10 protein-coding genes are annotated in these 15,271 nt (G+C 70.1%); 4 read left to right on the top strand and 6 right to left on the bottom strand.

Annotation, left to right across the window (positions count from 1 at the left end; genetic code table 11):
- Positions 1-72 precede the first annotated feature (72 nt).
- Both VF632_RS09435 and VF632_RS09430 read right to left on the bottom strand, forming a co-directional pair.
- The gene (locus tag VF632_RS09435) at positions 73-624 is read right to left on the bottom strand and encodes a DinB family protein (protein ID WP_331022627.1); all 552 of its coding nucleotides are present in this window, start codon (positions 622-624) and stop codon (positions 73-75) included.
- Positions 625-637: 13 nt separating this feature from the next.
- Positions 638-1,933 (bottom strand): DNA recombination protein RmuC, encoded by a 1,296-nt coding sequence (locus VF632_RS09430; RefSeq protein WP_331022626.1) that lies wholly within the window; start codon positions 1,931-1,933, stop codon positions 638-640.
- Positions 1,934-2,272: 339 nt separating this feature from the next.
- Between VF632_RS09430 and VF632_RS09425 the strand changes: the two genes are divergently transcribed.
- A complete protein-coding gene (locus tag VF632_RS09425) occupies positions 2,273-4,705 on the top strand; it encodes a hypothetical protein (RefSeq protein WP_331022625.1) in 2,433 nt (810 codons plus the stop codon).
- Here the strand turns inward: VF632_RS09425 and VF632_RS09420 are convergent.
- The gene (locus VF632_RS09420; protein WP_331022624.1) at positions 4,680-5,555 is read right to left on the bottom strand and encodes an NAD-dependent protein deacetylase; all 876 of its coding nucleotides are present in this window, start codon (positions 5,553-5,555) and stop codon (positions 4,680-4,682) included. The two genes, VF632_RS09425 and VF632_RS09420, sit on opposite strands and share 26 nt — an antisense overlap.
- 178 nt (positions 5,556-5,733) lie before the next feature.
- Between VF632_RS09420 and VF632_RS09415 the strand changes: the two genes are divergently transcribed.
- From VF632_RS09415 to abc-f, 3 genes are all read left to right on the top strand, one after another.
- Positions 5,734-6,381, top strand: a complete 648-nt coding sequence (locus VF632_RS09415) for a DUF305 domain-containing protein (protein WP_331022623.1) — start codon at positions 5,734-5,736, stop codon at positions 6,379-6,381.
- A gap of 55 nt (positions 6,382-6,436) precedes the next feature.
- Entirely contained in the window at positions 6,437-8,197 is a 1,761-nt protein-coding gene (locus VF632_RS09410; protein ID WP_331022622.1) for a hypothetical protein, read from the top strand.
- A 132-nt stretch (positions 8,198-8,329) separates the two neighbouring features.
- On the top strand, positions 8,330-10,003 hold the full coding sequence (gene abc-f / locus VF632_RS09405; protein ID WP_331022621.1) for a ribosomal protection-like ABC-F family protein: 1,674 nt from the start codon (positions 8,330-8,332) through the stop codon (positions 10,001-10,003).
- Positions 10,004-10,113: 110 nt separating this feature from the next.
- Here the strand turns inward: abc-f and VF632_RS09400 are convergent, their stop codons facing one another.
- The 3 genes from VF632_RS09400 to VF632_RS09390 form a co-directional block, all read right to left on the bottom strand.
- The gene (locus tag VF632_RS09400; RefSeq protein ID WP_331022620.1) at positions 10,114-12,537 is read right to left on the bottom strand and encodes a glycosyltransferase; all 2,424 of its coding nucleotides are present in this window, start codon (positions 12,535-12,537) and stop codon (positions 10,114-10,116) included.
- A complete protein-coding gene (locus VF632_RS09395) occupies positions 12,534-14,624 on the bottom strand; it encodes an NPCBM/NEW2 domain-containing protein (RefSeq protein WP_331022619.1) in 2,091 nt (696 codons plus the stop codon). The genes VF632_RS09400 and VF632_RS09395 overlap by 4 nt, the downstream gene beginning before the upstream one ends.
- Before the next feature lie 69 nt (positions 14,625-14,693).
- The gene (locus VF632_RS09390; RefSeq protein ID WP_331022618.1) at positions 14,694-15,266 is read right to left on the bottom strand and encodes a hypothetical protein; all 573 of its coding nucleotides are present in this window, start codon (positions 15,264-15,266) and stop codon (positions 14,694-14,696) included.
- Between the last annotated feature and the right edge of the window lie 5 nt (positions 15,267-15,271).

Genomic DNA, 15,271 nt, shown 5'->3' with positions numbered 1-15,271 from the left:
GCGCTCCGTGCCGCCGCAGGTGCCTGGCCCACATTGTACCTGCCGTTCGCCGGATCGCGATAGTGCCAGGGCTCAGAGGTGGGCGACGGCTCGCTCGATCTGGGCCAGGTGCCGGCGCACGTGGCCGGCGTGGAAGCGGAATCCATCGCCGACGTTGAAGCGCAGCGGCACCCACCGCGCGAGCGGCGGGGCGAACCGAAGCTTGTTCCAGTCGCGGTCCGCCGCGTCGGCGAGCACGGACGCGAACCGCGCGTCGAACGCCAGGTAGCTTTCCAGCACGTCGGGCCGTGGCGTCTGCGGACGGAGCGCCTTGGGCGCCGCGAGCGGCTTCCCTCGCTCGACCGTGCGGATGAAGAACGCGCCCAGCCGCGTGGGCCGCCACGGGCGGGAGGGCGCGGCGGGGTCGCGCGGCGCCGCCTGCACCAGCGCCGCCACCGGCGCGAGGAACAGCTCGTTCGCCACCAGCAGGTGCTCCAGCACCTCGCCGACGCTCCACGAGCCCTCCGCCGGGCGATGCTCCAGCTGCCGCGCGTCCAAGGGACGGCACAGGGTGGCGATCCGCTCGTGGTTGGCGGCCATGTCGGCGGTCAGCCGCTCGTGAAGCTCTCGCTGCGTCGTGAACATGGGCGGGTGATCGTCAGGCGAGGGTTGCGTCGGTTTCCGTGGATCCATCCTCCGCCGTGGCGTGCGGCACACCGGCGATCACGAGCGTGTCGCCCAGCAGCACGCGTCCGGCCTCGGGCGCGGGCAGCTCCTGCACGTCGCGCAGCCTCCGTTCGATGGCGCGGGTGCGCACGCCGGCATCGTGCATGGTGTTGCTGGCCTCCTGCAGCTTCTTCTGCACCTTCTCCAGCACGCCGCCGAACTTTCCGAACTCCGTCTTCACGGCGCCCAGCACGCCCCACACCTCGCCCGAGCGCTTCTGGATGGCCAGCGTGCGGAAGCCCATCTGCAGGCTGTTCAGCACGGCCCACAGCGTGGTGGGGCCGGCTACCACCACCCGCCACTCGCGCTGGATGGCGTCCGTCAGCCCCGGGCGGCGCACCACCTCGGCGTACAGCCCCTCGGTGGGAAGGAACATGATCCCGAAGTCGGTGGTCCGCGGCGGGTTCAGGTACTTCATGCAGATGTCCCGCGCGCAGCCCCGGATGCGCTCCTCCAGCGCGCGCGAGGCGGCGTCCATCGCCGCGAGGTCGCCGGCCTCCTGCGCGTCCACGAGCCGCTGGTAGTCTTCGAGCGGAAACTTGGCGTCGACGGGAAGAAGCACCTCGCCGTGCTCCTGGCCGGGGAGGCGGATGGCGAACTCCACGCGGTGGCCGGTGAACTCGTTGGTGGCGGCGTTCGCCACGTACTGCTCGGGGGTCAGCACCTGCTCCAGCAGGCCGGCCAGCTGCACCTCGCCCCAATTGCCGCGCACCTTGACGTTCGACAGCACCTTCTTCAGGTCGCCGACGCCGCTCGCCAGCGTCTGCATCTCGCCCAGCCCCTTGTGCACCTGCTCCAGACGGTCGCTCACCAGGCGAAAGCTTTCGCCCAGCCGCTGCTCCAGCACGCCCTGTAGCTTCTCGTCCACCGTCTGCCGCACCTGCTCCAGCTTGGCGGCGTTGTCCGCGCGGATCTGGTCCAGCTTCGCTTCGACGGAAACGCGCAGCTTTTCCATCTGCTCGCCGGTGGATGCGGTGAGCGTGGTCATAATGGACGTCACCTCGCCGCGAAGCCGGGCCGACTCGCTCCCGGCCTCTTCCCGAGACCGGCCGATCTCGTCGCGCAGCGCGCGCTCGGTCCGCTCCTGGCCCCGGTCGACGCCGTCCAGCCGCGCCGCGAGCTGCATCACCGCGTCACCCTCGGTCCTTCTGCGCAGCAGCACGACGAGCAGCACCACGCAAACGCCCAGGAGCGCGATCACGACGAGGAGCAGGAATTCAGCGGTCATGCGGCGAAAGTGGGAGGCGTGAGGTGATCGGCGACAGCGGATGTGGTGGGGCGGACATCCTGCGGAAACATATCGCGGCCGTGCCGGTGAAGCGAACGGATGCCGTGACCAGCCTCCGCCCCGTGTTGAAGCCTGCCCACGGGCCCCTTCGCCTCGGCTTGACGTACAGACGCTGCGGCAGTGTGGGACCTCCGCGCCGTACCGGGCGAGCCCCACGTCCCGGTGTGCCAGTCGGATCAACGTCGGTAAACCATTGCAGTGCGGGCGGTTAGCAGCTGGAGCCGAAGTTGCTTGGGATCGCCGCACAATTCTGAGTCGTCCATGTGCCGGAGGTTCGCCATGCAGAACGCGATGGACGGAGGGATGGATATCCCCGAGTGGGTGCCCGAGAACGGTTCCGAGAAGCTTCTGCTTTCACACTTGGCCACACTCACGGGCGGCACGCTCGCCCCCCAGCAAAGACGCGAGTTCCGGGTCCAGGTGAACGGCTGTGTGCGGGCCGTGCTGCTTCAAAGCGTGCTCACGAGCCGCACGATCACACGGGAACTACGCGGAAACCGCCTGGTCCTCATCGGTGTCGTGCTCAAGGATCCATTAGACCTTTCGTTCGCCCATATCCGCTTTCCGCTCACCTTCGAGCGGTGGACGGCCACTGCGCCGGTCATCCTGAACCACCTGCAGTGCGTGCACCTGACGTTTTCCGGCGGTACGTTCTCGTCCGTCGAGGCGAACGGCATCCGTGTGGGAGGAGACCTGGACTTCTGCAACGGCGTCCGGATCGTAGGGCAGCTCTCCGTCGAGCGGGCCTGCATCGTCGGTACACTACGGATGAACGGGGCTGTCATCGTTAACAAGGCGCCACGAACGAAGGATGGAACCGCCAGCGGCGGGGCGGCCCGGTCCAAGGGGGGCAGTCCCGGCCCGGTGAAGCCCAGACCCACCCTCTACGCCGTTGCCGCAGACGACATCCTGGTGTACGGAGCCGTCGAGATGAGCGGTTTCCGTTCGCGCGGGCACGTCTCGTTCTACAATGCGACGATCCACGGCAATCTCAACTGTGACCGGGCCCGCTTCAACGCTCCCGGGTCACGCGCGTTCATCGGAAACCTCCTCCGCGTGCACGGGACTATCTACATGTCCTGGGTTCGCACCCGTGGGGAAATCATCCTGTTGAACGCGGAATGCCGCGGAAACCTGGTGTTTAGCAACGCTGAGCTCTCCAATCCATACGCGGACGCGCTCAGCTTGGACCAAGTGGCGGTGAGAGGTACGGTCTTCTTTCGCGCGCTCCACAGCCGAGGCCGGGTACGTCTGCCGGGCGCCAGGATCGCTCTGGACCTGGATTGCATGTGCGCCCGTTTGAGCGCCCCGGATCCTGCAGTGATGGAAAAACGAGAAGCAATGCAGCCGCCCACGGAGAAGGGTGCAAAAAAATGTCCCCCGGATGACGAAGATCCTACGCGTCGGGACGAGCATGTAGCGCTGGGCGCATCGCGGGTGCGCGTACTCGGGAACATCTATCTGAGCCACTGCACCATCCATGGCCGGCTGGTGCTGGAGGGGGCCCGGGTGGGGGGGCGCCTCGTATGCAAGATGGCGGACCTGAACCTTTACCGGCCTACGCCTGACACGGACCGGGTCGGCAAATGCTGCCTGGATGCCGAGGGGATCGCGATACGCGGGTCGATGGACCTTTCCGGCGTCAATGCGAATGCGCTCTTCGATCTGCGTAGCGCGAGGATCGGCCAGAACCTGCGCGTGCGGAAGCTCACACTGCAGGAGAGCTGGATCACAGGCATCCTACTCGAGAACGCTCGGGTACGCGGCGAATTCTCGTGGGTGGACTCCAACGTCTCCGAGGGCACAAAGCTGGTCCTCTCCCATGCGCGCATAGGGCGCCTGCGGCATGGGAGCACGAGTTGGCCGACAGCAGGGGTGAGGAGGCTGGAGCTGACCGGATGTGTTTACAACACGCTGGACTTCAATGAGCCGGAGAGCGGTGTCATCGACTCGGGTCAGGCCTCGGCGAAGGTACCACCGGCGGTTGTTGCCGACCGGGACAGTCGACTTCCCGATGCAATAAGCAAGAGCGTGGTGAAGGTGAAAGCTGTCGCTCGCCGCATGATCCAGCTCCTGTGGGGCGAGATGGAAAAGCCCGAATCTGTCGAGTGGCTGGAGCGGCAGGGCAGGGGCAGGTTCGATCCACGCGCGTATGAGCAGTTGAGCCTGGTGCGGCGCAACGAGGGGAACGACGACGAAGCCAAGCAGATCGCAATCGCGAAGGAATCCAGGCGGACCGAGATGGCCGGCCCGGACCAGTTGGCGTCACGGCTGCGCCGCGGCATTGGGTTCGTCGTGGAACACGGGTACGGTACCCGACGACTGTGGGTACTCTCCGTCGCATGGGTATTGTTCGCCGCCTTCTGGTTCGGGCAGGCCAAGGTCGCCCGGGTCATGACCACGGCGAGCGAGGAGGTATTCCTCGATTCAGGGTACACGGCCGCTCGCGCGGAGCCCTACGAGTACCCCAAGTTCAATGCTCTCGTGTATGCCGGGGACGCGTTCCTACCGATCATTGACCTGCACCAAGAGACTTATTGGCTGCCCAATGCCAAGTCGGCGTGCAACGTGCGGCTGACTACATGGTTCAACCCACATTGCGGCGGGATGTTCAGGCTGTTTCTATGGGTCCATATTCTTGTGGGCTGGCTGGCGACCACCCTCATGGTGTTCTCCATCACCGGGCTTATTCGGCACAGTTCGCGGGAATAAATAGCGCATCCGCCAGCCGGGGCAGCACGTCGCCCAGGCGCCCCTCCACCTTGACGGCCGCCACCTCGTCCGCCCGCGTGGGGCCGATGTTGACGATGGCGATGGGCACGCCGTCCTGCTGCGCGCGGTAGATGAATCGGCGGCCGGAGTACACCGTCAGCGACGAGCCCGCCACCAGCAGCACCTCCGCCTCGCCGAACAGGTTCCACGCCTGCTCCACCCGCTCCGCCGGCACGTTCTCGCCGAAGAACACCACGTCGGGCTTGATCACCCCTCCGCATCTCTCGCACGCGGGCACGCGGAACGCTTCCAGGAGCGCCGCGGGCAGGTCTGCGTCCCCGTCCGGCGCCGAGCGCACCTCGCCCGACTCCGCGCGGACGGCCATCTCACCCGCCCATTCCCGGTTCGCCGCCAGCAGCCGCCGCTGGAAGTCGTCGCGCGGCCCCACCGCTCCACACGCCATGCACCGCACGGACGACAGCGAGCCGTGCAGCTCCACCACGTTGCGGCTCCCCGCGGCACCGTGCAGCCCGTCGACGTTCTGGGTGATGATGCCCCGGACGGCGCCGCCTTCTTCCATCCGGGCCAGGGCAGCGTGCGCATCGTTGGGCTGCGCGGCCGAGAAGCGGGCCCACCCGGCCGCGCTGCGCGCCCAGTAGCGGACGCGTGCGGCCTCCGTGCGCATGAAGTCCTGGAACTGCACGGGGGCGCGGGGCCGCGCGTCTGGCCCGCGATAGTCGGGGATGCCGGATTCCGTGCTGCATCCCGCCCCGGCCAGCACCACGATGCGCCGGCCGCGGACCAGGTCCAGCAGGGATTCGAGATCGGGGCCGGTGGAAACGGCAGGCATGGACGATTCCGGATGCACGGACCAGGAGGCGAAGTCGTTCTCGTCGCTCTCCATATACCCGGAGCCCCCGCCCACGTTCGCGTCCACCGTCGCGGCGTGAGGCGTTTCCTTGCCCTTCGCGGTCCGGTCCCTGCATCTTCACGGCAGGCTGTCCACTGCCAGTGAGGGGAACCAAGGAATGTCGAAACTTCTACGGAGAACGGCGGCCCCCCTCGCGGCCGCCATCCTCGCGGCGTGCGGGCCGGCGGTGAGCGCGGACCCGCCCCAGAGCGCTCCGCCCGCGGTGCCCGTGCAGGCAACCACGCCCGCGACGGGAACGGCGGCGCGCGCCTACAGCGAGGCGGACGTGCGGTTTCTGCAGATGATGATTCCGCACCACGCGCAGGCGCTGGAGATGACGGCCCTGGTGCCGTCGCGGAGCACGCGGCAGGACGTCCGGGCGACGGCGCAGCGCATCGAGCTGTCGCAGCAGGACGAGATCGCCATGATGCAGCGGTGGCTGCGCGCGCGGCGGGTGCCCGCGGCGCAGGCGGAGCACCAGCACGGCGCCGGCCACGCGCACATGCCAGGAATGCTGACGCCCCAGCAGATGGACCGCCTGCGCGCGGCCAGCGGTGCGGAGTTCGACCGGCTGTTCCTGGAGTACATGATCCAGCACCACGAGGGCGCGCTGGCGATGGTGGCCGAGCTCTTCGCCACGCCCGGGGCGGGGCAGGAGCCGGAGCTGTTCTCGATGGCGTCGGAGGTGGATTCCGACCAGCGGATGGAAATCGCGCGGATGCGCGCGATGCTGAACGGGCAGCTCTCCGGGGCGCCCCGCAACTGACGCGCTCCGCACGGAGACGCGTCACGCACGTAACCCACACCCCAGATCACCGAGGATGAAACTCCAATCGATGGCCCGGCTCGCCCTGGTCGCGGCCGGCCTGCTTTCCGCCGCGCAGGCGGAGGCGCAGGGCGGCGGGTCTTCCGCCGCCAACGACCCGCGCGTGGGGCTGACCGCGGGGTGGAACGACGCCGGCCAGGCCGGGCGCAACATGGAGCTGGTGTCGAACACGCAGCGCCCGGCGGGCTTCTTCGACCCGGCCGACTCGGGCAACTTCTCGTTCGCCGTCTCGGACATGGCGTTCCGGGGCAACCTCCTCTTCGCCGGCGGCTACCACGGCCTGCAGGTGTACGACATCTCCAACCCCGACGCCCCCCGCGTGCGCGCCACGCTGGCGTGCCCCGGCGGCCAGGGCGACGTGTCGGTGTACGGCAACCTGCTCTTCTATTCGGTCGAGGAAACGCGCGGCCGGGTGGACTGCGGCGGGCAGGGCGTACGGGACACGGTGAGCACGGAGCGCTTCCGCGGCGTGCGCATCTTCGACATCACCAACATCGACGCGCCGCGCCAGGTGGCGTCGGTGCAGACGTGCCGCGGCTCGCACACGCACACGCTGGTGCCGGACCCGCGCGACGCGGGCACCCTCTACGTGTACGTGCAGGGCACCAGCGTGGCGCGCTCGCCCAGCGAGCTGGCCGGGTGCGTGCGCTCACCGCAGGACACCGCCAGCGCGTACTTCCGCATCGAGGTGATCCGCGTGCCGCTCGCCAACCCGCAGCAGGCCCGGGTGGTCAACGCGCCGCGCATCTTCGCCGACCCGCAGACGGGCAACATCGCCGGGCTGTGGCAGGGCGGCGCGCACGGGGCGGGAACGCAGACCACCTCGCAGACCAACCAGTGCCACGACATCACCGTCTACCCGCAGGTGGGGCTGGCGGCGGGCGCGTGCTCCGGCAACGGCATCCTGCTCGACATCCGCGACCCGGCCAACCCCCGGCGCGTGGAAGAGGTGACGGACCCCAACTTCGCGTACTGGCACTCGGCGACGTTCAACAACGACGCCAGCACGGTGATCTTCACCGACGAGTGGGGCGGCGGCGCCAGCCCCCGCTGCCGCGCGACGGACCCGCCGCTGTGGGGTTCCAACGCCATCTTCACCCTGGCCAACCGCGAGCTTCGCCCGGCCGGCCACTACAAGCTGCCCGCGCCCCAGACGGCGCAGGAGAACTGCGTGGCCCACAACGGCTCGCTGGTGCCGGTGCCGGGGCGCGACATCATGGTGCAGGCGTGGTACCAGGGGGGCATCTCGGTGTTCGACTTCAGCGATCCCGCCAAGCCGGTGGAGATCGCCTTCTTCGACCGCGGCCCCATGGCCGAGTCGCTGGTGCTGGGCGGCTACTGGTCGGCCTACTGGTACAATGGGCTGATCTACGGCACCGAGATCAACCGCGGCATCGACGTGCTGCGCCTGGGCACCAGCATGCACCTGTCGCACAACGAGCTCGAGGCGGCCAAGCTGGTGCGCATGGAGCAGTGGAACCCGCAGATGCAGACCCGCATCGAGTGGCCCGCCGCCTTCGTGGTGTCGCGCGCCTACCTCGACCAGCTGGTGCGCAGCCGCGGGGTTTCCACCGCCGCCGTCGCCCGCATCGCCGAAGACCTGAACCGCGCCGAGGCGATGGGCGCCGGCGCCGAGCGGCGCTCGGTGCTCAACCGCCTGGCCGGCTACGTCGACGGCCAGGCCCGCGGCGCCGACGCGCGGCGCGTGCGTGCCCTCGCCGCTTCGGTCCGCGCCCTGGCGCGCGCCGGGAGCTGACCCGCCCGGCCGCCGACTGACGGGCGGCCGGCTGGAACGAAAGGACGCGCCGCGGGCATTCGCTGCCCGCGGCGCGTCCTTTCGTCTTCTCCGAAGGGTTCAGAACGGGGCCGTTCCTGGTTATATTGGGGGATGATCTCCGTAACCAATCTCGAAAAGTCCTTCGGCGACCGTGTGCTGTTCGCCGGTGCAGCCTTTCAGCTGAACCCGGGCGAGCGCTACGGCATCGTGGGCGCCAACGGGTGCGGCAAGACCACGCTGCTCAACATTCTCAGCGGCGACGGCGAGCCCAGCAAGGGCAGCGTCTCCATCCCCAAGCAGGCCCGGCTGGGGGTGCTTCGCCAGGACCAGTTCCTGTACGAGGACCAGGAGGTGCTGGCGGTGGCGCTGATGGGGCACCCGGAGCTGTGGGACGCCATGGTGGCCAAGGAAGCGCTGCTGGCCCAGGCGCACATCCACTTCGACGCCGACCGCTTCAGCGAGCTGGAAGAAACGGTGCAGCGGCTGGACGGCTACACCGCCGAGGCGCGCGCGGCCACCATCCTGGAGGGGCTGGGCCTGCCGGCCGAGGTGCACCGGCAGCCCCTGTCCACGCTCTCCGGCGGCTTCAAGCTGCGCGTGCTGCTGGCCCAGGTGCTGGCCGGCTCGCCCGACGTGCTGCTGTTGGACGAGCCTACGAACCACCTGGACATCCTTTCCATCCGCTGGCTGGAGAAGTTTCTCCAGGACTTCGAGGGGCCCGTGGCGGTGATCAGCCACGACCACCGCTTTTTGGACAACATCTCCACCTACATCCTGGACGTCGACTACCAGACGGTGACGATGTACCGGGGCAACTACAGCGACTTCCTGGTGCAGAAGGTGGAAGACCGCGAGCGGAAGGAAAAGGAGATCGAAGGGCGGCAGAAGGAGATCGCGCACCACCAGAAGTTCGTCGACAAGTTCAAGGCCAAGGCCAGCAAGGCGCGCCAGGCCCAGAGCAAGCTCAAGATGATCGAGCGCAAGGTCGACGAGCTCGAGGAGCTTCCCGGCAGCTCGCGGCGCTACCCCAAGTTCCGCTTCGTGCCGCGCCGCGAAAGCGGCAAGCAGGTGCTGAAGATTTCGGGGATCAAGAAGGCGTTCGGCGACAAGGAGGTGCTCCCCGGCGTGAACCTGCTGGTGAACAAGGGCGACCGCCTGGTGATCATGGGGCCCAACGGCATCGGCAAGTCCACGCTGCTCAAGATCGTCATGGGCGACCTGCCCCCCGACGAGGGCGCCGTGGAGTGGGGCTACGAGGCGCACCGCGGCTACTTTGCGCAGGACCACCACGAGCAGCTGGACGGCGACGAGCAGACGGCCGAGCAGTGGCTGTGGAACTACTGCCCCGGCAAGGACCGCGGTTTCGTGCGCGGCCACCTGGGGATGATGCTGTTCTCGGGCGACGACGGCGAGAAGCGCCTCTCCGCGCTGTCCGGCGGCGAGGCGGCGCGGCTGGTGTTCAGCCGCCTGGCGCTGGAGCAGCCCAACGTGCTGGTGCTCGACGAGCCGACGAACCACCTGGACCTGGAGTCCATCGAGGCGCTGGTGGCGGCGCTGCAGGGGTACGAGGGCACGCTGATCCTGGTGTCGCACGACCGCTGGTTCGTCAGCCAGCTGGCCACGCGCGTGGTGGAGATCAGCCCCAGCGGCATCCGCGACTACCTGGGCACCTACCAGGAATACGTCCACGCCTGCGGCGACGACCACCTGGACGCCGACACCGTCGTCCTCAAGGCCAGGCGCGAGGACAAGAAGGGCAAGAAGCGCGAGCTCGTGGAGGCCTGATCTCCGCAGGCGATGGGTTTCACGCACAGGCGCGGAGGACGACGGAGAGCCGCGGAGGGATTTCCTCCGCGGCTCTTCCGTTTCTCCGCGCCTCCGCGTGATGCCTTTCGTCAGGCCGGGACGAGTCGCCGGCTTTCGTGCGATGCGGCGTAGCGCGACCAGTCGGCGCCCATCGCCGTCCTGATGACGTCCAGCGGGATGGGGTGCCAGTTTGCGCCGCGGGTCTGCTTGCGGCTGGTGTTGCCGGCGTGCACCAGGGCGGCGAAGATGGACGGGTCCGCGACCGACACGACCGAGGGAAGCGCCCACACCCACCGCGTGTCTTCGCCCTCGTTCACTTCGGGAAAGGGGCGCCGCTCCCACGCGGCGCGGCGGTACAGGAGCGTGTTGCCGCCCACCCACCGGCGCGAGCGATCAGCCCAGCGAAACTCCCACGCACGCCCCTCTACCGGCTCGAAGTAGCGCACCGTCGACAGCCCGCACACTTCGGCGTCCACCCTCTGAAGCGCCGACACCTGCGCCTCGATTCGCGTGTCCGCCATCCAGTCGTCGTCGTCCCAGTGCGCCAGCAGGCTTCCGCGCGCCAGGGAGCACGCCAGGTTGCGCTTGGCCCCCAGCGTGGGCGAGCGCGCCGTGCGCAGGTAGCGGATGCGCGGGTCGGCGGGAACCAGGTCTTCCACCGAATCCGCGCCATCGTCCACGATCACCAGCTCTCGCGCGGGCCAGGTCTGCCGCAGGAAGTGGTCGATGGCGTGCGGCACGAAGCGCCTTCGGTCCGCCGTCACCATCATGCAGGAGACGAGCGGCACCCCGTCGCATTCTTCGCGGCTGTCGCGCCCGGGTGGATCGCGTCGATCGACGCGGACGACCGGGGATGGCCCGCGGCCGGGCGCGGCGGGCGAGCGGGCGAGATAGAAGGCGCGCGCCTCGCCCAGGTGCGGCGGCTCGCCGATCCTGCGCCACCCGGAGGCGTCCACGTGCTTTCCGCAGGCGAACTTCCACGCGTTGGCGCCGTGGCGCAGGTACACGAACAGCCCGGGCGTGTCGATGCGCTTCAGCCGCGCGCCGCCACGCACGGCGCGGGAAAGGAACGCCGCGTCCTCGGCCAGCGAGGCGGCGGGATAGGTGGCTTTCGTGCCCCACACACTGCGCCGATACGCCAGCGTCCCGCCGTGCACGTCGTGAACGAACAGGCGCCGGTGAAGCAGGTCGGTGCAGCTCCAGAACTCCCACCGCTCCAGGTCGAAGAACACTTCCGCCCGCAGGGCCGTCACGTCCGCATCGCCCGCCAGGATGGGCGCCGCCTGCGCGCTCAACCGCCCGGGCGCGTACCAGTCGTCGTCGTCCCACTGGGCGATGATCTCGCCGCGCGCCATCTGCACGCCCCAGTTGCGCTTGGCGCCGATGCTGCGCCCGGCGGGCAGCGCCTCGTAGCGAATGCGCGGATCGTCCGGGAGGCGCTCCGCCAGGCCGCTCCCCGCGTCGTCCAGGATGACCAGTTCGCGGCGGGGATAGTCCTGCGCCAGGAAGTAGCCGATGGCCTGCAGCGCAAACTCCGGCCTTCCCGCGGTCGGCATGATGCAGCTGACCATCGGCGCGCCCACACCTCCCGATGACGAAGTGGGCGGGGCAGGGGAGCGGACGATGGCCGAGGCGGGCGATGGGGGCGCCGTGGCCGGCCGTTCATCCGCCACCACCGGCACCGGAGACGGATCGATGCGGATCTGCACGAGCGCCGCCGGGGCGAAGTGCTCGCAGGCGTCGCCACGGCAGTGCGTCTCGTACCGCGCGGCATCTCCCCGCAGCCGCAGGCCGCAGAGGCGGTCCTGGTAGCGGCGCCGGCTGGCATCGAACAGCCGCCGGTCGTCGCGGGCGCGGCGGGCGGTGAACGGGGCGCGCCAGATGAACGCCGCGGGCACCCACACCCCGCGCCACCCCGCCCGGGCGGCGCGCGCGTTGTATTCCATCTCCCAGCACGGCCCCGCGCCGAACCCCTCGTCCGCCGCGCCGAGCGCGTCCCACACCTCGCGGCGCACGGCGTAGCAGAAGTCGGCGAGCGAGTAGAGCGGCTCCAGGGTGCGCGTGTCGCCCCCGTGCCGCTGCGCCAGCCGCCGCCCCGCCGAGGCGATGGCCTGGGACGACGGGCCGCACGCGGGCTCGGCGCCCTGCGCGTTCCACGAGCGGTTGGTGGACGGGCCCGCCAGCCCGTTGCGCGGGTCGGCGGCAAGGCCGTCCAGCAGCCGCTCCAGCCATCCGTCCGCCGGGATGCAGCCGCTCTCCAGCAGCACGCAGACGTCCGCGTCGGTGCCGCCGAGCAGGCGGTTGAAGCACGCCGCCCCGCCGGGCGATTCGGGCGCGGGAAGGACGCGCACGCCGGCCCCGCGCACCGCCATCTCCGTCTCGCCGTCGGGGTGGTCGGGGACGGCGACGATCCCGGTGGATGCGGGAACGGTGGCGCGCACGGCGTCGAGCGTGGCGCGAAACCGCGCCGGCTCGGCGTGGACGGCGATGCCGACCGCCGCGCGCGCGGTCACTGCGGCGCGCCGGCGCCCGCGCGGCGCCGGTTCACGACGAGGGCGAAGCCCTGCCCGTCGTCTTCGGCGAAGCCGCACTCGGCGCCCCACAGCCGGGTGACGTTGTATCCGTCGGCCTCGATGCGCAGCAGCGCACGATCCACCGTCGCTCCCGGCAGGAAGGCATCGTGGAACAGGATCAGCCCGCCGGGGCAGACGAGCTGCACTGCCCGCTGGAACTCGGCGTAGACGTATTCCTCCTCGTGGAGTGAATCCAGCAGCGCTGCGTCGTACCGCTCCCCCCGCTCGATGGCGGCATCCAGCTCCTCCAGCGAATCTCCCGTGCGCGGCTGGATGCAGCCGCGGGCCGCGGGGGGAAGGGCGGCCCAGAGATCGTCGCGCTGCGCGAACGCCTCCCTGTCCACCGTCACCACCACCGCGCCGCGCCGGTGCGCCACGGCCGAGGCCAGGCACGCCGCGGAAACGCCTCGCGCGGTGCCCGTCTCCAGCACGCGGGCGCAGCCGTTGGACTTCACCAGGTAGTGAAGCAGGCCGAAGAGCGGAAACGTTCCCGGATCGCGCACCTTGCCGTTCAATCCGTCCGCGGTGCCGTAGAACGACCATGCCAGGGCGCGCTGGCCGTAGCGCCCCACCCATCCGCGCAGGGCCGCGACGAACGCCGCGTATCCATCGCCCCCGCCCGCGCCCGTCACGGGATCGCCCGCCCTGGCGAAGAGGCCGCGCCACTCGGGGCACTTGTGGCGGCCCAGGCCGTTGAAGTGAAGCACGCGCGCGCGCCGCCCCTGCCAGCGGGCGGCGGCGCGGCCGTCTTCCCAGGCCATCTCCACTTCCTGGTTGTTCATCTGCACGTTGTACACGGCGTCCAGCTCCACGCCGCAGCGCAGGTGGGCGATGGCCAGGTTGAAGACCGCCTGGTTGCGCCACCAGATGTCCTTTCGCTCGTCTACCCAGCGTGGCGCGCCCCGCCACTCGCGGAGCAGGGAATCCAGTGCCTGCAGCGCCCCCCGGCTGCCGGCGAAGATGCCGTCGTTCACCACCAGCCGGTCGCGCCCCTCGCCGCCGTCGCGCCCCATGATGCGCGCCAGGTCGCCGGGCCGGCCGCCGTAGACCGACATCACGGCGTGCTCGACGTCGTCGTAGTGAAAGCCGTTGGCCTCGCGGCAGGCCAGGATGGCGCCCGGGGCGCAGGCGTCGATGGCGGCGAAGACGGGATCGAGGTCGTCGAGCACCAGCATGTCGGCGTCCAGGCAAATGAACTGCTCGGCGTCGATCACCCGGGGGGTGGAGTACATCACGCTCTTCACGGTGGCGTTCACGTGCGCCTTGCGGGTGCACTCCACCACCTCGGCGCCGTACCGGGCGGCGATGCGGCGGCACGCGGCGTCGGGATCCACCGCGAATACCACCAGCCGCGCGTCGGGGCACCCGGCGTTGGCCACCACCGAGCCCAGCAGGTCGTCGAGGAGCGCCTCGAAGCCCGGCGACACCACCGTGGCGATGCAGCGCCGGGCCACGATGGGCGCGGCGGGGGGATGGATGTGCACCCGCTGCAGGCAGTCGAGCAGGGGCACGTCCGCGGCCGGCGCGGCGCGGTCCAGCTCGGGGTTCAGCCAGACGGCGTGGGACGACGCCCAGCGCGTGGTGGTGGCCACCAGCTCCAGCGTGCGCGCGCCGGTGATGTCGGCCTGCAGCGCCCGCGGCGGGGCCCCGGCGGAAACGCGGTACTCCTCGGCCACCCGCCGGCCGTCGGCGTACACCTGGAAGTCGGCGTGCGAGCGCCCGGTGGGCACGTCGCCGTTCAGCGCCACCTGGCAGCGGAACGTCTTCCACTCGCCATCCAGCTCCCACCGCACGCGGGCCGGGGGATGGGTGGAGAGCGCGTGCGAGTAGGCGGTGCGCTGCACGGTGACGGTCTTGCCCTCGTAGCCCAGGCTTCCGCCCGTCCCCAGCTCGCCGTAGCCCACCGTGGCCGAGGCGGGGGGCAGCGTGTCGAGGTGGAGCGTGGACGGGGGCGGCTCGGGCGCGGGGGGCGCCAGGAAGTCGTCGAGCGCGGAAGCGGGCGTGTCGAGCGTGGCGGTGGGCGTCATGGGATTCCTGTTCTTGGAGAGGGCGTCGCGTGGGGCGGCGCCCGGGTCGTGAAGCGGGCAGGGCGGCGCTCAGCCACCCTGCCAGGCGTGGCTGGTCAGCGAGTCCAGGGTGGCCTGCGCGATGGCGCGGACGTCCGCGTCCGCATCCTGCTCGGCGAGGCGCCGCAGGGGCTCGCGGAACGACGGCCAGGCGGCGTACGTGCACGCGAACACCGCGGCCCGGCGGACGTCGGCTTCAGGATGGGCGAAGAGCCGCTCGATGGCCGCGAACAGCTCGGGATCCTCACGGTCCTCTCTGGCGGCGGCCGCGATGTGGTAGATGGCGTGGATCAGCGTGTCGCGCGTGTCCGCGGCCGCAACCATCCCCAGCACCGCCTCGCGGCCGATCACCGGAAATTCGCGCTCCAGCTCGCCTGCCACCTCCTCGGCCTCCTGGCCCTGCACGACGACGTAGTGAAGCTGAAGGCCAAAATCGGCGACGTAGTTGATGAAGGTTTGCTGATCGGCCGTCATCCAGATCGCCTCCCGCGCGGCCTCGGTCGCCGGGCGGGCTTCCACGAAGGGCCAGCCGCGGTGCTGGGCCACCGCGTCGACATTGGCGTCGTTCATCCAGAAAGGCAGCAGGAGCCGAATTCGAGTCATTGGGT

The sequence above is a fragment of the Longimicrobium sp. genome (genome assembly GCF_036388275.1).
GTDB lineage: Bacteria > Gemmatimonadota > Gemmatimonadetes > Longimicrobiales > Longimicrobiaceae > Longimicrobium.
The sequence above is the reverse complement of the archived record's forward strand: the minus strand, read 5'-3'. Positions and strand labels throughout refer to the sequence as shown.

Coding starts and splice junctions, on each gene's coding strand:
- VF632_RS09420 (WP_331022624.1), bottom strand. CDS start 5,555: ATGCCTGCCGTTTCCACCGGCCCCGATCTCGAATCCCTGCTGGACCTG.
- abc-f (WP_331022621.1), top strand. CDS start 8,330: ATGATCTCCGTAACCAATCTCGAAAAGTCCTTCGGCGACCGTGTGCTG.
- VF632_RS09415 (WP_331022623.1), top strand. CDS start 5,734: ATGTCGAAACTTCTACGGAGAACGGCGGCCCCCCTCGCGGCCGCCATC.
- VF632_RS09390 (WP_331022618.1), bottom strand. CDS start 15,266: ATGACTCGAATTCGGCTCCTGCTGCCTTTCTGGATGAACGACGCCAAT.
- VF632_RS09435 (WP_331022627.1), bottom strand. CDS start 624: ATGTTCACGACGCAGCGAGAGCTTCACGAGCGGCTGACCGCCGACATG.
- VF632_RS09430 (WP_331022626.1), bottom strand. CDS start 1,933: ATGACCGCTGAATTCCTGCTCCTCGTCGTGATCGCGCTCCTGGGCGTT.
- VF632_RS09395 (WP_331022619.1), bottom strand. CDS start 14,624: ATGACGCCCACCGCCACGCTCGACACGCCCGCTTCCGCGCTCGACGAC.
- VF632_RS09425 (WP_331022625.1), top strand. CDS start 2,273: ATGCAGAACGCGATGGACGGAGGGATGGATATCCCCGAGTGGGTGCCC.
- VF632_RS09410 (WP_331022622.1), top strand. CDS start 6,437: ATGAAACTCCAATCGATGGCCCGGCTCGCCCTGGTCGCGGCCGGCCTG.